Origin of the sequence: Amycolatopsis regifaucium (assembly GCF_001613935.1) — a bacterium.
Lineage (GTDB): Bacteria > Actinomycetota > Actinomycetes > Mycobacteriales > Pseudonocardiaceae > Amycolatopsis > Amycolatopsis regifaucium.
Map to the genome: position 1 here is coordinate 295,820 of NZ_LQCI01000014.1, position 18,948 is coordinate 314,767.

The following is an 18,948-nucleotide window of genomic DNA, read 5'->3' on the forward strand; positions in this document are numbered from 1 at the left end:
TGGCGTACCTCACGTCGCCGTGGTGTCAGCGGATCCCGGCTGACGGCGTCTGGTGGTCGTTCGCTTCACCGCCCGACCACGAATGAGGACGAAGTCATGAATTCCCGTTTCGACCTGAACGACAACGAGCTCGGCGCCAAGCTCGGCAAGCGGTTCGCGGCCGTCAGCGTGGCCATCACGGGGTCGGCACTGCCGAAGACCACCCAGGAACTGGTGTCGCTGCGGGCCAGCCAGCTCAACGGCTGCGGTTTCTGCGTGGACGCCCACGCCAAGGAACTGGCCGCCGCCGGCGAACCAGCCGTCCGGATCAACCTGGTCGCCGCCTGGCGCGAATCCACGGTGTTCACCGAGGCCGAGCAGGTCGCGCTGGCGTTCGCGGAGGAAGGCAGCAGGCTCGCCGACGCGCACCAGGGCGTCTCCGACGAGACCTGGGCCCAGGTACGGAAGCACTACGACGACGAGCAGATCGCCGCGCTGATCTACCTGGTCGCGATGATCAACGCCGCCAACCGGCTGCTGGTGATCACGCACACCAAGGGTGGCTCCTACCAGACCGGGACGTTCGACCGCGTCGCGAGCTGATCGGGGGGACGGGAGAGGCCCCGGACGGACTGCCCGGGGCCTCTCCTGTTCACGACTGCTAAGCGGCGACCATCTTCGGTGCGGCGATGGTAGTCCGCAATGCGGGACTCATCCTCGGCGGCGGCGAGATCCGCAGATCCGCCAGATCGTTGCCGATCAGTTCGGACACCAGGCGGCCTCCTTCGAGCCCACCCCTCGCGGCCTCGGCGCCCTCGCGCTCCTGAGCCCGCCGCTTTCCTGCTTCGACCTTCTCGTCCACCGGGGCGACCTCGACGTTGTCCATCGCCGAGACGTCCGCCGCGACCTTGTGCAGGAGTTCGCCCAGCGGAAGGTCCAAGGCCTCGCAAATGGACGCCAGCAGCTCGCTGGACGCCTCCTTCTGCCCGCGCTCGACCTCCGAGAGGTAGCCGAGGCTCACCCTGGCGGCGCGGGAGATGTCCCGCAGGGTTCGACGCTGGTTCGTGCGGGCGTGTCGGAGCCGGTCGCCGATCGCCTCGCGCAACAGCACGGTCATCACGCGCCTCCCTTCCAGGACTGACTGTCCCCTACGTTACCCAGTGCGGTGCCCCGGGCGCAGGTGTTGACACGGCAATACGCCAAGGGCGAACGCGGCGATCATGTGAGATGTTCCCCCAGCAGGGCGAACGCCTCGCGGACGGCACCGGCCCTGACCGAGCCTCGATCACCGCTCAAGTCCAGCGTACGGACGGTGAGCACCCCCGGACCGGCGAGGCCGACGTGGACGGTGCCGGGTGCGGCGCCGTCCTGCCCCGCCGGGCCCGCGACACCGGTGAGGCCGAGGCCCCAGGTGGCGTCGCAACGATCCTTCGCCCCGGTGGCCAACTGCGCCGCGACCTCGGGATGAACGGCGCCGTGGACGGCGAGAAGGTCCTTGTCCACTCCGGCGAGTGAAGCCTTCAGATCGGTGGCGTAGACGATCAGCCCGCCACGGACGACGGCACTCGATCCAGGGATCTCGGTCAGCGTCGCGCAGACCAGCCCGGCGGTCAGCGACTCAGCGGTCGCCACCGTCTCCCCACGCTCGATCAGGTGAGTGATCAACGTCTCACCGGTTGTCACGACGCGGTGCCCGTCGCACGCTGTCCGGCGGCCCGCAGCCGCACCGCGCGCACTACGTAGTCGAGGCCGGTGACGACGGTCAGGATCAGCGCGAGCCCCATCAGCACCCAGCGGACCGGTTCGGCGGCGGCCGGCAGCGGCAGCAGGTACGCGGTGATGGCCGCGATCTGCGCGAGCGTCTTGGCCTTGCCACCCCGGCTGGCCGGGATGACGCCGTGCCGGATCACCCAGAAGCGCAGCAGCGTCACACCGATCTCGCGGATCGCGATGACGATGGTGACCCACCAGCCCAGTTCGCCGAGCACGCTCAGCCCGATCAGCGCGGCGCCGATCAGCGCCTTGTCCGCGATCGGGTCGGCGATCTTCCCGAAATCGGTGATCAGCCCGTACTTCCGCGCGACCCAGCCGTCGACCTGGTCGGTGAACGACGCGATCGCGAACAGCGCGGTGGCCATCGCGCGCCAGAAGGTGTCGCCCCCATCGCCCGCGAACAGCGCCATCACGAACAACGGCACCAGTACCAGCCGCGACATCGTGAGCAGGTTCGCCAGGTTCAGCGTCGGGACCGGAGTGGCCTCGGGGACCCGGGCGTGCTCACCGCCCGTTCCCTCACCGGCTCCGGCGTCGCTCGGGGCGGCATTCACCGGTCGGCCTCGGGCGGCGCGGGCCGCACGATCAGGTCGACGCCCTCGGAGTCGACGACCTCACAGCGCACGAAGTCACCGACCGCCAGCGAGGGCAGGTCGTCCGTCTCGATCAGGACGCATTCGCCGTCGACCTCGGGGGCCTGGTGCGCGGCGCGGCCGATCGGGTCCTCGCCGTCCTCGGCCTGCTCGATCAGCACGTCGACGAAGTCGCCGATCCGCTCCTCGGCCCGCTGCGAGGTCAGCTCCTCGACCAGCGCGGAGATCCGCGAAACCCGCTCGGCGACCACGGACTCGTCGAGTTTGCCGTCGAAGGTCTCGGCCTCGGTGCCGTCCTCGTCCGAGTAGCCGAAGACGCCGACCGCGTCCAGCCGCGCGCCGGTCAGGAACCGCTCCAGCTCGGCGACATCCTCCTCGGTCTCGCCGGGGAACCCGACGATGACGTTGGTGCGGATGCCGGCGGCGGGCGAGTACTCCCGGATCTGGTCGCACAGCGCGAGGAAGGAATCCGTCGAGCCGAAGCGGCGCATACGGCGCAGCACGGTCTCGCTGGAGTGCTGGAAGGACAGGTCGAAGTAGTCGGCGACACCCGGCGTGGTCGCGATGGCCTTGACCAGGCCGGGGCGGGTCTCGGCGGGCTGCAGGTACGAGACGCGGACGCGTTCGATACCGGGCACCGCGGCCAGGCGCGGGACCAGCAGCTCCAGCGCCCGGGCACCGTCACGGCCGAAATCCTTGCCGTAGGAGGTGGAGTTCTCCGAGACGAGGAAGACCTCCTTGACACCGTTCTCCGCGAGCCACATCGCCTCGGCGACGATCTCGTCCGGCTGCCGGGACACGAAGGAACCCCGGAACGACGGGATCGCGCAGAACGAGCAGCGGCGGTCGCAGCCGGAGGCGATCTTCAGCGCGGCCACCGGGGAGTCGTCGAGCCGGGTCCGCAGCACGCGCGGGCCCCAGCCGTGCTGCGCGTGGCCGGGCACCTCGACCGACTCGGCGGCCGTCGGGCGCTGGACCGGGCTGATGGGCAGCAGCTTGCGGCGGTCGGAGGGGGTGTGGGACGCGACCTTGCGGCCCGCCACGACGTCGTCGAGCCGCTCGGAGAGGTCCGCGTAGTGGTCGAAACCCAGGACCGCGTCGGCCTCGGGCAGGTTCTCGGCCAGCTCGTTGCCGTAGCGCTCCGCCATGCAGCCGACGGCGACGACCTTCTTGCCGGTGTCGGACGCGGCGAGCAGGGTGTCGACCGAGTCCTTCTTGGCGGACTCGACGAAGCCGCAGGTGTTGACGACCACGACGTCGGAGTCTTCGGGCTCGGCCGTGAGCTCCCAGCCGCCCGCCGCCAGCCGTCCGGCGAGTTCCTCGGAATCGACCTCGTTGCGGGCGCAACCGAGGGTCAACAAGGACACGCGACGGGTGGCGACAGGATCAGTGGTGGGAGAAGGCACGTGCCTTAGGGTAGCTGGCCTGCTCTCGGGGTCGGCGATCGCTCGCTCGGGCGAGCCTCCGGCCGGTCGCGGCCTCGTGGATGGCTTAATGGTGGACGTGCCCTCAGACCCCCTCGAACCGCTCCATCGCCGCCGCCCGATCGTTCGCCGGGCGCGGATCGCGGACGTCCGCAAGATCAAGGCACTGGTCGACTCCGACGCGGGGACGGTGCTGCTGGAGAAGGAACTCGTCACCCTCTACGAGAGCGTCCAGGAGTTCTGGGTGGTCGAAGACGGTGACGACGTGCTCGGCTGCGGCGCCCTCCACGTGCTGTGGGAGGACATCGGCGAGCTGCGCACCATCGCCGTCGACAAGGATTCCCGGGGTCGCGGCATCGGGCACGCGCTGGTGGGGCAGCTGATCGACTTCGCCAGGGAGATCGGGCTGAAGCGGCTGTTCGTGCTGACCTTCGAGACCCATTTCTTCTCCGGACACGGCTTCGTCGAGATCGACGGCACGCCGGTGACCCAGGAGGTCTACGAGGAGATGCGGCGCTCGGCCGACCCGGGCGTCGCGGAGTTCCTCGACCTGCCGTACGTGAAGCCCAACACGCTGGGCAACAGCCGGATGCTGCTGGAGCTGTAGCTTCGGGTGGCGAAACGTTCGGGAATGCTGTTCCCTCGCTCTTCGGCATCAGGAAAGGCGGGACATGGACACCTCGGTCACCGACCAGCTGCTCAGCACGACACGGGCGGTCCGGCGCAAACTCGACCTGGACCGGCCGGTCGAGCCGGAAGTGCTCGAAGAGTGCCTGCGGCTCGCGCTGCAGGCACCGACGCCGGGCAACCAGCAGGCGTGGCGCTGGCTCGTGGTGCGGGATCAGGGCGTCAAAGACCGGCTGTCGGAGCTGTTCCGCCGGGTCGGGAAGGCCTATCTGGAAGCGAACGCGGCCGCGTTGGGCGAGGCGATCACCGAGCCGTCCGTGGCGCGGGCGTTCGCCTCAGGGCAGCATCTGATCGACGTGATCGACCGGGTGCCCGTGTACGTCATCCCGTGCCTGACCGGCAGGCCGAGCGGGGACAACGCGACCGATGCCGCGTTCTACGGCGGGATCTTCCCGGCGGTGTGGAACTTCCAGCTGGCGCTGCGCTCGCGCGGCCTTGGCTCGACGCTCACGACCTACCACCTGACGCACGAGGCGGAAGCGGCCGAGATCCTCGGCATCCCCTCCGACGTCACGCAGGTGGGGCTGCTGCCGGTGGCCTACACGACGGTGCCGGATTTCAAGCCCGCCGCGCGCGTGCCGCTGTCGGAGGTCGCGTACCTCGACGGGTGGGGCAACGCGCTCTAGACGGCGTTGGTCGTGGCTGTGTCCGATCAGGGCTCGCGGCGAAGTACATGATGGCCCCCTTCCTTGCGCCTAGGTACAGGAAGGGGTCCTTCATGCACTGGGCCGGTGTGACTGGTGCTGCGCCTATGCCTTCGACACCCGCAGGGTGACCTGGTCGCCCCCCGAACTCACAGCGACCAGGTCCACCCGGCAGGCGGCGAACTCGACGGACTGCCTGCCACCTCGTCCGGTGGAGGCCAGTTCCGCGCTCGTCCGCTCGCCGCGTCCCGGTTCGGCCAGTGCCAACGCGACCACGGCCTCCCCTTCCCAGACGCAGACCATCCCCTGGGCGCAGCGGGAATCGGACACCAGCCGGGAGAACCGGATGCTGATGTCCTTCGACGCGACCTCGGCGGTTTCACCGGCCTTGAGGACGATGGTCTCCCCCAGTTCCACGGTGCCCTTGGGTGGCCGAGCCTGCTCGGACGTCGGCGACGACTGGGCGGCCGGAGCGGACTGCACCGCCGGAGGCACGGCCGCCGGAGGTTGCTCGCGCGCGGCGGAGCTGCCGACTCCGCAGGCGAGGCCGGCCAAGGCGCAGAGGACGACGAGCAGCTTCTTGGGGTCCACGTGTCCTGGACGTAACAGAGGGCCGGTCCGTTGCATCGGGTTTCAGGGGATCTCTTCGACCAGGGCCAGGTCAGCCGTCGTCGGAGACGTCGCCCCCGTTCGCGTCCCCGCCGCCGCGGATCATGAACAGCACCGACTCCAGCTCCTCCGGCTTGATCAGTACGTCCCGCGCCTTCGAGCCTTCCGACGGGCCGACGACGCCCCGGCTCTCCAGCAGGTCCATCAGGCGCCCCGCCTTGGCGAACCCGACCCGCAGCTTCCGTTGCAGCATCGACGTCGAGCCGAACTGAGAGGTGACGATCAGCTCGGCGGCCTGCAGCAGGACGTCGAGGTCGTCGCCGATGTCGGAGTCGATCTCCTTCTTCTCGCCCGCCTTCGCCGCGGTGACGCCGTCCTGGTAGTCCGGCTGCGCCTGCTCCTTGGCGAAGTTCACCACCGCGGAGATCTCTTCGTCGCCGACGAAGGCGCCCTGGATGCGGACCGGTTTCCCGGCGCCCATCGGCAGGTACAGGGCGTCACCCATACCGATGAGCTTCTCCGCGCCCGGCTGGTCGAGGATGACCCGCGAGTCGGTGAGCGACGAGGTCGCGAACGCCAGCCGCGAGGGCACGTTGGTCTTGATCAGGCCGGTCACGACGTCGACGGACGGCCGCTGGGTCGCCAGGACCAGGTGGATCCCGGCGGCACGCGCCTTCTGGGTGATGCGGACGATCGCGTCCTCGACGTCACGCGGGGCGGTCATCATCAGGTCGGCGAGCTCGTCGACGATCGCCATGATGTACGGGTACGGCTGGTAGACGCGCTCGCTGCCCGGCGGTGCCGTGATCTCGCCGGAGCGCACCTTCTTGTTGTAGTCGTCGATGTGCCGGACCTTGTTGACCTGCATGTCCTGATACCGCTGCTCCATCTCCTCCACCAGCCAGGCCAGCGCCGCGGCGGCCTTCTTCGGCTGGGTGATGATGGGTGTGATCAGGTGCGGGATGCCCTCGTACGGGGTCAGCTCGACCATCTTCGGGTCGATGAGGATCATCCGGCACTCGTCCGGCGTCGCCCGCGCGAGCAGCGACACCAGCATCGAGTTCACGAAACTCGACTTACCGGAACCGGTGGACCCCGCCACCAGCAGGTGCGGCATCTTCGTCAGGTTCGCGGTGACGAAATGGCCTTCGATGTCCTTGCCGAGGCCGATCACCATCGGATGGTTGTCCTTGACCGTCGACGGCGCGCGCAGCACGTCGCCGAGGCGCACCATCTCGCGGTCGGAGTTCGGTACCTCGATGCCGACCGCGGACTTGCCCGGGATCGGGGCGAGCAGCCGGACGTTGTCGGTCGCCACCGCGTAGGCGATGTTCTTGGTCAGCGCGGTGATCTTCTCGACCTTCACGCCGGGGCCGAGTTCGACCTCGTACCGGGTGACCGTCGGACCCCGGGTGAACCCGGTGACCTGCGCGTCGACGTTGAACTGATCCAGCACACCGGTGATCGCCTCGATCATGGCGTCGTTGGCCTTGCTGCGTGACTTCGGCGCGTCGCCGAGCTTCAGCAGGTCCGGCGGCGGGAGCTGGTAGTCGCCTTCCACGGTCCTGGTGACCGCCAGCGGCTGCTCGGCCTTCTTGGGCTTCTTCTCCGGCACTTCGACCGGTTTGACCGCGGGCTTCGGCGGGCGCAACGGCGTCGGCGGTTCGGCCAGCGCGGCCTCGATGTCGAGCTGCTCCCCCGTGTGGTCGTCGGCGCCCTGGCGGCGCCGCGACGGCTTCCGCAGGCGGACCGACTTCGGGTCGGCTTCGGTGACGGCGTCGCGTTCGTCGTGGATGGCCCGGCGCTCGGCCTCGGCCTCTTCGATCTCTTCGGGGTCGAGACCCCAGGTGCGCAGCCGGTGCGGGATCTCGCGGACCGGGGTCCCGGTGAACACGAGCGTGCCGAACAGCAGCGCCAGCACCAGCAGCGGCACCGCCACCCAGGTGGTGACGCCCATGGTCAGCAGGCCGCCGGAGAACGCGCCGATCACCCCACCGGCGTACATGCGCCCGTCGTTGGTCTCGGGCAGCGCGGTGAAGATGTGCAGCAGGCCGAGTACGGACAGGATCACCAGCAGCGTGCCGATCACCATCCTCGGCCGGGCCTCCGGCATCGGTTCCGATCGCATCAGCGCGACGGCGACGACGGTCAGCACCAGCGGGAGCGTCACGGCACCGGCGCCCAGCAGCGAGCGGGTGCCGACCTCCACCCAGCCGCCGATCGGACCCGCGGCCCGCCACCACACGCCGAACGCGACCACCAGCGCCAGCGCGATCAGGCCGAGCGCGAGACCGTCGCGGCGGTGTTCGGGTTCGAGTTCACGGCCGCGGCCGACCGTCCTCGCCAGGGTGCCGAGCCCCTTGGCGAGCAGGTTCCAGGTGCCGCGCACGCCTTTGGCGAACGTGCCGGAAGACTTCTTCCTGGCCGCCGGGCGCCGTGGCGCGGGCTTCCTCGCCCCCGTTGACCTGGGCTTCGCCGGGGTACGCGGCTTCCGCGCCGGCCCCTTGCTGCCGCCGCTTCGCGCCGTACTCCGTTTCCTGGTCGTCGCCCCGCTAGCCATGGCTCCACGGTAACCGCACCGACCCTTCAGCCCCGGGTGCCACTCGGAGCACACCGGGAACATTCGTCTCAGGTCACAGCTTGAGCGGCCATCCGGGTGAAAAGGGTTTCATGACATGCTCTGCCCCATGTTCGCGCTGCATCAGGATGAGAATTCGGCTCGCCGCGCCCCCGCCATCTGGCGCACGATGCTGAACATCGACCGGGGGCTGGTCAACGTCGTCGGCAAACTCACCGTGACCGGTGGTGTGCCGGCGGAACTGCGCCGGAAGCCGCTGCTCATGGCGGCCAACCACATCGGCGTGTTCGACGCGTTCGTCCTGATGGCCGCCTGTAAACGGATCGGCATCAACCCGCGGTTCATGCTGGCGGGCGGCATCCTCGACGCCCCCGTCATCGGCCCGGCGCTGCGGGCCAGCGGACACCTGCGGGTCGACCGCAAACAGGCCACGACGGCCGTCGGCCAGTTCGCCGAGGCGACCGAGGCGTTGCGCACCACCCGCGATCCGCTCATCGTCTATCCCGAGGGCCGGATCAGCCACGATCCCGGCCTGTGGCCCGAACGCGGCAAGACCGGCGCCGCGCGGCTCGCGCTGGCGGCCGGGGTGCCGGTGATCCCGATCAGCCAGTGGGGTGCGCACGAAGCCGTCTATTGGGGGACGGAGACCGTCAACGGACCCGCCGACCTGGTGCCGCTCGCCAAGTCCGGGCTGAGCGCGCCGATGCGCCGTCCCCGCTTCCAGGTGCATTTCGGTGACCCGGTGGACCTGTCGGCGGTCGAGCCGGAGCGGCCGGGTGCCGGGGTCCGCGCGCACGCCAAGATCATGCAGGCGATCACCGACGGCCTGGTGCCGCTGCGCCGCGACGAACTGGACAAGCCGCGCTTCCACGACCCGACGCGGCCGACCGACACGGTCAGTCCCTGGAAACGGTACTGAGTTCCGGATCCTGAGACGGGTGCTCGCCCTCGCCCAAGGCGGCCGACGTGAGCACTCACGAGTTCGCGACCCTGGACGACCTGGACTGGGCGGACGGTTTCGCCGCCGGGAGCCCGACTCGGTTCGGCGGCCCCGCCGCTCAGCTCAAGTCCTTTTTGGACAGTACCGGCGGCCTGTGGGTCAAGGGAAAGCTGGTGAACAAGGTCGCGACGTCGTTCACCACCGCCTCGAACGCGCACGGCGGACTCGAATCGGGCAAACCGTACGGCGGCTCGTTCGTCTCGCGCTATGTCGCTGGCGGCCTCCTCAAGGACGGATGAAGGGAACCGTGTGTCCATCGCCCGCGTCGTAGTGTGGTCACAGCGTCACGCTAGGGAGGCGGCAGGATGGCCGGCGGGTACGAGGTGGTACTGGAGGCGATCAGCGCCGCGTCGGAGGCGGCGAAACGGGCTGCGGAGGACGTCGGGCGGGTGAATCTCGCGGCCGCCCTGGCCGGTGTCTCCGCCGGCCTGCCGGGTGGCGTGTCCGGTGAGGCGGCGCGGCTGCTCGCGGACGCCTGGGGCCGCGCGGCGCCAGGCTGGGCGAAGAACGCTTCGGAGTATTCCGGGCAGCTCGGCGAGGCCGCCGTCCGCTACCGCTCGAACGAGCTGGCGGCGTCCCGGGAACTGCACGTCTGATGCTCACCTGGGGTGACGTACGCCGATGGGATCCGGCCGCGATCGGCGCGGTCGCCGACGCGCTCAACGACGGCTGCGTCCGCATCACCGCCGCCGGCGAAGATGTCGAGTCCATGGTCCGGTTTCCTGGCTGGTCCGGTGAAGCCGCTCTCGCCGCGTCGACGCGGGGTGAGTCGCTGACGTCCACTTTGGAACAACTCGTGGCCGAGGCGTCCGCCGTGCGGCGTGGCGCGCACGAGGTGCAGCTCGCGCTGGACCGGATCGTGGCGTTCGTACGCGAGACCGACGAACTCGCCGCCCGGAACGGCGTGACGATCGGCCACGGCGGTGAGCTCTCTTCGCCCGGTGGACCTTCGGAACCGCGGGTGATGGCGGAACTGGCCGACCGGGTCGAGCAGATCCTGCGCCGCGCCACCGACGTCGACGCCGACTTCGCGGCCATCATGCGGAGAGCCCTCCGCGGCGAGATCACCGAACAGGACTCCGGCACCCTCGCCCAAGCCGCCGTCATCGGAGCCGCGCAAAGCGGTCTGTCGATCATCGGTCCACCGGAGCACGGCTCACCCGGTGACAACAAGGCGTGGTGGGACAGCCTGTCGGATACCGCGAAAGTTGCTTTGCTCCAAAGAAATCCAGGACTGGTCGGAAATCTCGACGGCATCCCGGCGACCGATCGCGACGCCGCCAACCGCGCCGTCCTCGCCAGGGAAATCGAACGGCTCCAAGGCGATCCCCGGGTGAAAGGGCTGGAAGCCATCGCGCGGCGGCTCGACCAGCCGGAGCCCCGGGCTTTCCTGCTGGGCTTGGACACCAGCGGGGACGGGAAGGCGATCGTTTCGGCCGGGAATCCCGACACCGCGGCGAATGTGGCGACCTACGTGCCGGGGACCGGTGCGGAACTGGCGAAGATCGGCGGGGATCTCGACCGTTCCGACAAGATGTGGGCCGTCGCGACGACCGCGGGCTCGCCGTCGACCGCGGTGATCACCTGGCTGGGTTATGACGCGCCGGACGAGATCACCGACGCCGCGAGCGGAAAGTACGCCGACGGCGGTAAAGCGGCACTCGCTCAGTTCCAGGACGGTCTGCGGGAGACCCATCAAGGGACGCCGTCGCACAATACGGTGCTGGGCCACAGCTACGGCACGACGGTCGCCGGCCATGCCGCCCGCGATGGCGGCCTCGCGGCCGACGAACTCGTCTTCGTGGCGAGCCCGGGCGTCGGCGCGCACGAAGTGAGCCAGTTGCACCTCGATGGGGTTGATCCCGGCGAGATCGGCGGACATGTGCACGCGACGGTGGCCGAACACGACATGATCAATCTGGCCAATCTGGAGATCGCCGGGTACGACCTGGTACTCGGACAGGATCCGACCGACGCGGAGTTCGGCGGGCGGGTGTTCACGTCGGCGCCGGGCACGGACGGATTCGGCGGATACAGCCGGCATGCGCACAGTGAGTACTGGGAAGACAACAATCCCTCGCTCCGGAACATCGGCCTGATCATCGCGGGGAAGCCAGCCTCGTGAAACTGTCGTTCCTGACCGCTCTTCTCCTGTTCCTGACGGCCTGCTCCCCCGGAGGTGGAGACGCCATGAAACCGACCATCACCGAACAACAGGCCCGGGAGAAGGTCGAGGCGTACATCCAAGCCGCGTTCGCCGTGCTGCCCGGCTCGGCGCAGCGGAAACCGTTCACCCGGAACCGTTCCGAATGCGCCGACCCGACCGACAACGGTCCCCAAGGCCGCTTCGAGATCTCGGCGACCTACGAGGTGACCGGTCTCGAACCGGCGAAGTTCGCGGAGTACTTCGACGCCGTGGTCGGATGGTGGACGGCTCACGACTTCAAGGTCCTGACGGATTCACGGCCCCGAGATCGGTATGTGTTCGCCCGCAACAACGCGGACGCGTTCGACATGTCGGTCCAGGCGAACGATCTGGGCAAGTTCTACCTCGGCGCGACCTCACCGTGCGTCTGGCCGAACGGCACCCCCGAACCCCAGGCCGTCGAAGCCGTCGAACCCGAGCAGCCGGTCGCCGCTCCCCCGGTACCGGAGCCGGTCCGCAAACCGCGCCGCGCCCCGGTGGACGACGAGGACTTCGACCGGACCGACTGGACCGACGGCGGCACTTCCTTCTGACCCCGCCCAGCCGCTGGGAAAACCGTTCGCCCCGCCCCTGGCCGGCCTCTACCCTCCGGCCGTGACCGCCGAACTCGCCGCCGCCGCCCAGCATGTCGCGCACCGCGGGCGGGGCATCACGCTCATCCTGCTCGCCGCGCTCTTCTTCGGGACGTCGGGCGTGCTGGGCAAACCGGCGATGCAGGCGGGACTGTCACCGGAGCAGGTCGCGGCGATCCGCATCGGGCTGTCGGCCGTCGTGCTGCTCGGACTGGTCGCCGTCTTCCGGCCGAGGCTCCTCAAAGTGACGAAGCGCGAGTGGCCGCTGCTGCTGGCGTACGGCTCGCTCGGGGTCGCCGGTGTCCAGCTCATGTACTTTCTCGCGGCGGGCCGGATCCCGGTGGGCATCGCGATCCTGCTGGAGTTCACCTCGCCGGTGCTGATCGCGTTGTGGGTGCGGTTCGTGCGGCGGGTGCGGCTGCCGGGAGCGATGTGGGCGGGTATCGCGCTCGCGATGACCGGGCTGATTCTGGTCGCGCAGGTGTGGGAAGGCCTCAGCCTCGACGTCGTCGGGTTGCTCGCCGGGCTGGGCGCGGCCGTCTGTTCGGCAGGATATTTCCTGCTCGGCGAGCGCGGGGTCGCGGACCGGGATCCGCTCGGCATGGTCACCTGGGGGATGACGATCGGCGCGGTCCTGGTCTGCGCGGTCGCCCCGCCGTGGACGATTCCGTGGGGTGTCGTCGCCGCGCCGACGGCTTTCGGACCGTGGCATCCGCCGGTGTGGTCACTGCTGATCGCGCTCGTGCTGATCGCGACGGTGCTCGCCTACGCCACCGGAATGACGGCGCTGCGTCATCTCCCGGCGTCGGTGGCGAGCGTCGTCGGACTGGTGGAGCCGCTGATCGCGGCGGCCGCGGCGTGGGTGCTGCTCGGCGAGGCGCTCAGCTGGATCCAGGCCGTCGGCGCGGTGGTCCTGCTGACCGGCGCGTACATCGTCCAGTCGAATTCGAACGTGGTCCAGACGGACTCAACCCTGCTGGAAGCCCCGTAGCTCGCTGATCTCCTGCTGCTGCGAACGCGCCGTCGTCGCGGCGAGATCGCGGGCGTCGGGGTTGCGGCCGTGCTGCGTTTCCGCTTCGGCGATGCGGACGCCTGCCTCCCGCTGCTTCTGCAGCCGCGAGACGAACTGGCGGTCGAAGTCCTTTCCGGACAGTCCGGCCAGTGTGGTCAGATCGGCGGGGCTGATGTACCCGTCGCGCTGGACGTGTTCGAGGTTCGGATCGTCCGGCGCGGGCTGCGCCCAGGACTCGATGAGCGCGGAAAGCCGCGCGACCTCTGGTTCGTGCGTGTCGATGATCCGCCTCGCGAGCGCTTTCAGCTCCGCGTTCTCCGCGCGCGTTTCGGCCAGGGAAGCCAAATCCACGCCCTGCTGGTGATGCGCGAGCGCCTGCCGCGCGAAGGCGACATCGGCGTCGTTGAACGGAACGGCGGCCTGCTGCGCCATCGGCGACGACCCCGGTGGCGGCGTCTGCGACTGGGGTGCCCCGTCCGAGCAGCCGGTCAGCACGGCGGCCAGTGCGACGGCGGGCAGGAACCGGAGGACGGCGTGCGGCATCGAAGTGCTCCTCGGAACGCGCGGTGGAGATGCCTAGGTTGGCAGAGTCCACATCGGTCCGTTCACCGGGGTTGCGCAAATACTTTTCCTCCGGGCCGCGCGGTGCGAGAATCCCGCGATCCGCCGCCACGCCGACAGGAGGCAACCCGCGAATGGACGCCGAAACCTCTCCGGAGCGGATCGCCGAACGCGACGGTCTCCGCCCGGACCTGCGGCAACGCCACGTCCGGATGATCGCGCTCGGTGGCATCATCGGCGCGAGCCTGTTCATCGGCAGCGGCGCGGTCATCCACACCGTCGGCCCGGCGGCCGTCCTCTCCTACGCCATCGGCGGCCTCATCGTCGTGCTGGTGATGCGGATGCTCGGCGAAATGGCGACGGCCGCGCCGTCCCAAGGCTCCTTCATGGAGTACGCGCGGACCTCGCTCGGCGGCTGGGCGGGTTTCACCGTCGGCTGGCTGTACTGGTACTTCTGGGTCGGCGTGGTCGCGTTCGAGGCCGTCGCCGGGGCGAAGCTCCTGCAGGCCTGGATTCCCGTTGTGCCGCAATGGATCTTCTCGCTGGTGCTGATGCTGCTGCTGACCGCGACCAACCTCGGCTCGGCACGCTCGTTCGGCGAGACGGAATTCTGGCTCGCGTCGGTCAAGATCGCCACGATCGTGGTGTTCCTGGTCGTCGGCATCCTGTTCGTACTCGGCCTCTGGCCCGGCGGATCGTTCTCGGTCGGCAACATCGCGCAAGACGGCTTCCTCGCCAACGGCCCGTTCTCGGTGGTGCACGGTGTGGTGATCGTGATCTTCTCCTATTTCGGCGCGGAGATCGTCACCATCGCCGCCGCCGAATCCCGGGAACCCGAAGCGGCCGTACGCAAGGCGACGTCGTCGATCGTGTGGCGTGTGATCGTGTTCTACGTCGGTTCGGTGACGCTACTGGTGATGATCACCGGCTGGCGTGACATCCCGACCACGACGAGCCCGTTCGCCGCCGCGTTCGGCCGCTTCGGCATCCCCGCCGCCGAGACCGTCGTCAGCGCGGTGGTGCTGACCGCCGTGCTGTCGGTGCTGAATTCCGGGCTGTACACCGCTTCCCGCATGCTGTTCGCGTTGCGCGGCAACGGCTGGGCGCCGAAATGGATCGCGGACACGAACCGGCGCGGGGTTCCGTGGAAGGCGATCCTGGTGTCCACTTCGGTCGGTTACGTCGCCGTGGTGATGAACTTCTTGTCTCCGGACAAGATCTTTTACTTCATCATCAACTCCGCCGGCGCGGTCGCGTTGTTCGTCTACGCGATCATCGCCGGATCGCAGCTGCGGATGCGGCGCCGTCTGGAAGCCGAGGCACCGGAACGGCTGAAGCTGCGCATGTGGGGCTACCCGTGGCTCAGCCGGCTCACGTTGGCCGGGACGCTGGCCGTGGTCGCGTCGATGCTGTTCGTGGACGCGGACACGCGGGCCCAGCTGTACCTGAGCTTGATCAGCCTGGCGGTGATCCTCGGCGTCTACTTCCTCCAGCGACGGCGATCCGGCTCGACGTCGTAGGGGGCGGGTTTCTGGGTCGAGGGTGACGGAAAGGGGTGGGGTGCGCTGGTCGTGACCCGCGGGCATCGTCGCCCGGTCCCCCACCTTGATCAACGGAAGATCCGGGACACTCGACGTCCCCGACGATCCCGTGCGGCCTTCACTACCCGGTGACTTCTTGGTTCTGCCCCGGATCCGGTGGTCGCGCGTCGGACGTCACCGGGATGAGCCGGGCCTGAGCGACCGGCGAGGTCGCCCAAGCACGCCACCCCGACGGCCACGAATGCGCGGCGTCGGGGTGTTCCACCCGCGCGCCGGTGAAGTCGGCGTCTTGGTCGAACTCGGCGTCGGCGAACGTGGTCGTCCCGCTGAACATCGCGGCGGCGAAGGTCGCATGCGCGGGGAACGACGCACCGCGGAAGTCGGTGTCGCCGGTGAAGCACGCCCTGTCGAAATTGACGTACGACAGGAACCGCGTCCGGCGAAAGTCCCCGCGGACGATCAGGCTGTCCTGGAGATTGACGTCTTCGAGGACGGTGTCCGCGAAGTCGGGTTCGACAAGGACCGCGTCCTTCAGGTTCAGCTCTTCGATCTCCCAGAACTCGAACGGCCGCGCCTCACCCGCGGGCCACCTGAAGTGCCGCGTGAGAAGCCCCTGTGCGGCGCGCCGGATTTCGAGTTCTTCATCGTCCTCGGAGGGGTGTGGGAAAGGCTTGCGCAAATAGGCGCAAGTCATCGCGACGACGTCTTCCCTGGCATCAGCGTCTTCGCGCCCATAGCGTTCCAGGACAGCGAAACTTTCGAGGCGCTCGGCGGCGTCCTCACTGTCCATCATGGCCTCGAGACGTTCCCAGTCGTCCCGCTGGAGTCCCGGGACCACCTCCTCGGGCGGGATCCGCCGGTCGCGGCGGACACCCTCGATGATCATCCGGACGAGATAGACCGCGCCGATCCCGAGCGCCACCCCCGCCAGCGCGCCTATGACGTGTACCCCGACCATGACCATCCCTGTCGCCATGCGGCGATTATGCGCGAAAAGGCCCCTTCACTCGACTGAGTAAAGGGGCCTTCTCGCGGATTACTGCTAAACGGGGATGACCGTCGGCACGATCATCGGACGGCGCCGGTAGGTGTCGGCGACCCAGCGGCCGACGACGCGGCGCACGGCCTGCGCGATGCGATGTGTGTCGGTGATGCCCTCGGCTTCGGTCCGCGCGAGTTCCATCTCGACCATCGGGAGCACGGCGTCGAGCGCCTTCGGATCGTCGGAGAATCCGCGCCCGGACACCGTCGGGCGGGTCACCGCGCGACCCGTGCTGGTGTCCACGGCGACCGTGATCGCGATGAAGCCACCCTCGCCGAGCACGAGCCTGTCGGACAGGGTCGACTCGCCGACGTCGCCGACCGACAGGCCGTCGACGTACACGTGCCCGACCTCGACCCGGCCGGTCCGCGAGGCCTTGCCGTCGACGAGGTCGACCACGACCCCGTCTTCGGCGATGACCACGTTCTCCGGCGCGACACCGGTGCGCACGGCCAGTTCACCGTTGGCGCGCAGGTGCTTCCACTCCCCGTGCACCGGCATGACGTTGCTGGGACGCACCGCGTTGTACAGGTACAGCAGCTCGCCCGCCGACGCGTGGCCGGACACGTGCACCTTGGCGTTGCCCTGGTGGACGACGTTCGCGCCGAGCCGGGTGAGGCCGTTGACGACGCCGAAGACGGCGGTCTCGTTGCCCGGGATCATCGAGCTGGCCAGCACGACGGTGTCACCCGCGCGGATCGAGATCTGCCGGTGCTCGCCGCGCGCCATCCGCGACAGCGCCGACAGCGGCTCGCCCTGCGAACCGGTCGACACGAACAGCACCTTGCTTTCGGGCAGGTCGCTGGCCTGGTCGAGGTTGACCAGAAGTCCGTCCGGCACGTTCAGCAGCCCGAGGTCGGCGGCGATGCCCATGTTCCGGACCATCGACCGGCCGACGAAGGCGACGCGGCGGCCGTGCCGCGTGGCGGCGTCGAGCACCTGCTGCACGCGGTGCACGTGGCTCGCGAAACAGGCGACGATGACGCGCTGGTCGACCTTGCGGATGACGTCGTCGAGCACCGGGCCGATGTCGCGCTCCGGCATGACGAACCCGGGGACCTCGGCGTTGGTGGAGTCGACGCAGAACAGGTCCACGCCCTCGTCGCCGAGGCGGGAGAATCCGGCGAGGTCGGTCAGCCGCCCATCGAGCGGGAGCTGGTCGAGCTTGATGTCGCCGGTGTGCAGCACCACACCCGCCGGGGTGCGGATGGCCACCGCGAGCGCGTCCGGGATCGAGTGGTTGACCGCGAAGAACTCCAGGTCGAAGTCGCCGACCTTGCGCCGCTCGCCCTCGCGGACCTCGATCAGGTTCGGCCGCTGGCGGTGCTCCTTGGCCTTGGCCGCGAGCAGCGCGTTCGTGAACCGCGAACCGTAGATCTTGAGGTCCGGGACGAGCCGCAGGAGGAACGGGACGGCACCGATGTGATCCTCGTGCCCGTGGGTGAGGACGAGGCCGTCGATGTCCTCCAAGCGGTCTTCGATCGCGCGGAAGTCGGGCAGGATCAGGTCGACGCCCGGCTGGTCGTCTTCGGGGAAGAGGACCCCGCAGTCGACGATCAGCAGACGGCCGCCGAATTCGAAGACGGTCATGTTGCGGCCGACTTCGCCGATTCCGCCGAGCGCGACCACGCGCAGGGCGCCTTCGGGCAGCGCGGGCGGCGGGGTGGTCGGTCCGGGTCCGGTTGACAATGAACTCACCGAGGCATGGTCCCTACGCTGGTATGTGAGGTCGGCGCCGTATAGGCCGCCGCTGAATCTGCTTGTGCCACCCGAGCACCATGCCAGTCGCTGACGGCGCTGTCGCCGAGCGGCACGCCACCCTGGGCGAGATCGGCGGAAATCGCCTGGAGCTGCTCGTCGCTGGCGGCCACGATGGGCAGCCGCGGGTCGCCGATGTCGAAGCCGCGCAACCGCAGGGCCGCCTTCGAGAACGCGACACCGCCGACCCGGGACATCGCCCGCAGGACGGGCAGCATGCCGCGGTGGTTGGTGCGCGCGGTGGAGGTGTCGCCGGACTCGTAGGCGTCCATCATGCCGCGGATCCGGCCCGCGACGACGTGTCCGATCACGCTGACCACGCCGGTGCCGCCGACGGAGATCCACGGGAGGTTGAGGCCGTCGTCACCGGAGTAGTAGGCGAGCTGGGTGTTCGCGATGACCTCGGAGCCGGCTATCAGGTCGCCCTTGGCGTCCTTGACCGCGAGGATACGCGGGTGCTCGGCGAGCCTCAGCAGCGTGTCGACCTCGATGGGGACGATCGAACGCGGCGGGATGTCGTAGAGCATCACCGGCAGTTCGGTGGCGTCGGCGACCGTGGTGAAGTGCGCGTAAAGCCCGGCCTGGCTGGGCCGCGAGTAATACGGCGTGACGACGAGGATGCCGTGGGCGCCGGCCGCTTCGGCCTGCTTCGCCTGCTCGATGCTGTGCGCGGTGTTGTTCGTGCCCGCCCCGGCGACGATCGTCGCGCGATCACCGACGGCTTCGACGACGGCGCGGACCAGCTCGGTCTTCTCGGCGTCGGTCGTGGTGGGGCTTTCCCCGGTCGTGCCGTTCACGACGAGACCGTCGTTGCCCAGTTCCACGAGGTGTTCGGCCAGCTCCTGCGCCCGCTTCAGGTCCAGCGCGCCGTCGGCGTCGAAGGGGGTGGCCATCGCGGTGAGCACGCGCCCGAACGGTCTTCCCGGCGCTGCGGTAGGTGGAGTGGACATGCTGTGAAGGTACCTCCTG

At 69.2% G+C, this 18,948-nt stretch carries 20 protein-coding genes and 1 pseudogene; 11 read left to right on the forward strand and 10 right to left on the reverse strand.

Going from position 1 to position 18,948, the window contains the following annotated elements:
- Window positions 1–96 precede the first annotated feature (96 nt).
- Window positions 97–582: a carboxymuconolactone decarboxylase family protein gene (locus tag AVL48_RS18275; protein WP_061983921.1), complete on the forward strand. Its 486-nt coding sequence runs from the start codon at window positions 97–99 to the stop codon at window positions 580–582.
- A gap of 58 nt (window positions 583–640) precedes the next feature.
- Here the strand turns inward: AVL48_RS18275 and AVL48_RS18280 are convergent, their stop codons facing one another.
- The 4 genes from AVL48_RS18280 to rimO form a co-directional block, all read right to left on the reverse strand.
- A complete protein-coding gene (locus tag AVL48_RS18280) occupies window positions 641–1,096 on the reverse strand; it encodes a helix-turn-helix domain-containing protein (RefSeq protein WP_061983919.1) in 456 nt (151 codons plus the stop codon).
- Window positions 1,097–1,197: 101 nt separating this feature from the next.
- Window positions 1,198–1,644, reverse strand: a complete 447-nt coding sequence (locus AVL48_RS18285; RefSeq protein WP_143104867.1) for a CinA family protein — start codon at window positions 1,642–1,644, stop codon at window positions 1,198–1,200.
- A 14-nt stretch (window positions 1,645–1,658) separates the two neighbouring features.
- Complete coding sequence (pgsA, locus tag AVL48_RS18290) at window positions 1,659–2,306, reverse strand: CDP-diacylglycerol--glycerol-3-phosphate 3-phosphatidyltransferase (RefSeq protein ID WP_061983915.1); 648 nt, start codon at window positions 2,304–2,306, stop codon at window positions 1,659–1,661.
- Window positions 2,303–3,751, reverse strand: a complete 1,449-nt coding sequence (gene rimO / locus AVL48_RS18295) for a 30S ribosomal protein S12 methylthiotransferase RimO (RefSeq protein ID WP_061983913.1) — start codon at window positions 3,749–3,751, stop codon at window positions 2,303–2,305. Before rimO ends, pgsA begins: the two co-directional genes overlap by 4 nt.
- An 88-nt stretch (window positions 3,752–3,839) precedes the next feature.
- Here rimO and AVL48_RS18300 point away from each other — a divergent pair, with 88 nt between their 5' ends.
- Together AVL48_RS18300 and AVL48_RS18305 are read left to right on the forward strand one after the other, a co-directional pair.
- On the forward strand, window positions 3,840–4,376 hold the full coding sequence (locus AVL48_RS18300; RefSeq protein WP_061983911.1) for an amino-acid N-acetyltransferase: 537 nt from the start codon (window positions 3,840–3,842) through the stop codon (window positions 4,374–4,376).
- 64 nt (window positions 4,377–4,440) lie between these two features.
- The gene (locus AVL48_RS18305; RefSeq protein WP_061983910.1) at window positions 4,441–5,082 is read left to right on the forward strand and encodes a nitroreductase family protein; all 642 of its coding nucleotides are present in this window, start codon (window positions 4,441–4,443) and stop codon (window positions 5,080–5,082) included.
- A gap of 123 nt (window positions 5,083–5,205) precedes the next feature.
- On the opposite strand, the gene AVL48_RS18310 is transcribed toward AVL48_RS18305, so the two are convergent.
- Both AVL48_RS18310 and AVL48_RS18315 read right to left on the reverse strand, forming a co-directional pair.
- Window positions 5,206–5,691 (reverse strand): hypothetical protein, encoded by a 486-nt coding sequence (locus tag AVL48_RS18310; protein WP_061983908.1) that lies wholly within the window; start codon window positions 5,689–5,691, stop codon window positions 5,206–5,208.
- A gap of 70 nt (window positions 5,692–5,761) precedes the next feature.
- On the reverse strand, window positions 5,762–8,098 hold the full coding sequence (locus tag AVL48_RS18315) for an FtsK/SpoIIIE family DNA translocase (RefSeq protein WP_061983906.1): 2,337 nt from the start codon (window positions 8,096–8,098) through the stop codon (window positions 5,762–5,764).
- Here AVL48_RS18315 and AVL48_RS40110 point away from each other — a divergent pair.
- From AVL48_RS40110 to AVL48_RS18350, 7 genes and pseudogenes are all read left to right on the forward strand, one after another.
- Entirely contained in the window at window positions 8,088–8,282 is a 195-nt protein-coding gene (locus AVL48_RS40110) for a hypothetical protein (RefSeq protein WP_167386335.1), read from the forward strand. The two genes, AVL48_RS18315 and AVL48_RS40110, sit on opposite strands and share 11 nt — an antisense overlap.
- Before the next feature lie 114 nt (window positions 8,283–8,396).
- Entirely contained in the window at window positions 8,397–9,206 is an 810-nt protein-coding gene (locus AVL48_RS18325) for a lysophospholipid acyltransferase family protein (protein ID WP_061983904.1), read from the forward strand.
- Between the two features lie 56 nt (window positions 9,207–9,262).
- Window positions 9,263–9,526: pseudogene (locus AVL48_RS38360) on the forward strand (NAD(P)H-dependent oxidoreductase); the annotation flags it as partial.
- Between the two features lie 66 nt (window positions 9,527–9,592).
- Complete coding sequence (locus AVL48_RS18335) at window positions 9,593–9,883, forward strand: hypothetical protein (RefSeq protein WP_061983902.1); 291 nt, start codon at window positions 9,593–9,595, stop codon at window positions 9,881–9,883.
- Window positions 9,883–11,412 (forward strand): alpha/beta hydrolase, encoded by a 1,530-nt coding sequence (locus AVL48_RS18340; protein ID WP_061983900.1) that lies wholly within the window; start codon window positions 9,883–9,885, stop codon window positions 11,410–11,412. The genes AVL48_RS18335 and AVL48_RS18340 overlap by 1 nt, the downstream gene beginning before the upstream one ends.
- 65 nt (window positions 11,413–11,477) lie before the next feature.
- Window positions 11,478–12,026, forward strand: a complete 549-nt coding sequence (locus AVL48_RS18345) for a hypothetical protein (RefSeq protein WP_061984231.1) — start codon at window positions 11,478–11,480, stop codon at window positions 12,024–12,026.
- A gap of 61 nt (window positions 12,027–12,087) precedes the next feature.
- Window positions 12,088–13,056, forward strand: coding sequence for an EamA family transporter (locus AVL48_RS18350; protein ID WP_061983898.1), 969 nt, complete (start codon window positions 12,088–12,090; stop codon window positions 13,054–13,056).
- On the opposite strand, the gene AVL48_RS18355 is transcribed toward AVL48_RS18350, so the two are convergent.
- Window positions 13,033–13,620 (reverse strand): DUF305 domain-containing protein, encoded by a 588-nt coding sequence (locus tag AVL48_RS18355; RefSeq protein ID WP_061983896.1) that lies wholly within the window; start codon window positions 13,618–13,620, stop codon window positions 13,033–13,035. The genes AVL48_RS18350 and AVL48_RS18355 overlap by 24 nt on opposite strands.
- Window positions 13,621–13,772: 152 nt before the next feature.
- Between AVL48_RS18355 and AVL48_RS18360 the strand changes: the two genes are divergently transcribed.
- Complete coding sequence (locus AVL48_RS18360; RefSeq protein WP_061983894.1) at window positions 13,773–15,158, forward strand: amino acid permease; 1,386 nt, start codon at window positions 13,773–13,775, stop codon at window positions 15,156–15,158.
- Between the two features lie 142 nt (window positions 15,159–15,300).
- Here AVL48_RS18360 and AVL48_RS18365 read toward each other — a convergent pair whose 3' ends face one another.
- The 3 genes from AVL48_RS18365 to dapA all read right to left on the reverse strand — a co-directional run bounded on the left by AVL48_RS18365 (window position 15,301) and on the right by dapA (window position 18,929).
- Window positions 15,301–16,155, reverse strand: coding sequence for a pentapeptide repeat-containing protein (locus AVL48_RS18365; RefSeq protein WP_244162302.1), 855 nt, complete (start codon window positions 16,153–16,155; stop codon window positions 15,301–15,303).
- 66 nt (window positions 16,156–16,221) lie between these two features.
- Window positions 16,222–17,910, reverse strand: a complete 1,689-nt coding sequence (locus tag AVL48_RS18370; protein ID WP_425266078.1) for a ribonuclease J — start codon at window positions 17,908–17,910, stop codon at window positions 16,222–16,224.
- A 5-nt stretch (window positions 17,911–17,915) separates the two neighbouring features.
- Complete coding sequence (gene dapA, locus AVL48_RS18375; protein WP_061983889.1) at window positions 17,916–18,929, reverse strand: 4-hydroxy-tetrahydrodipicolinate synthase; 1,014 nt, start codon at window positions 18,927–18,929, stop codon at window positions 17,916–17,918.
- Window positions 18,930–18,948: the final 19 nt, after the last annotated feature.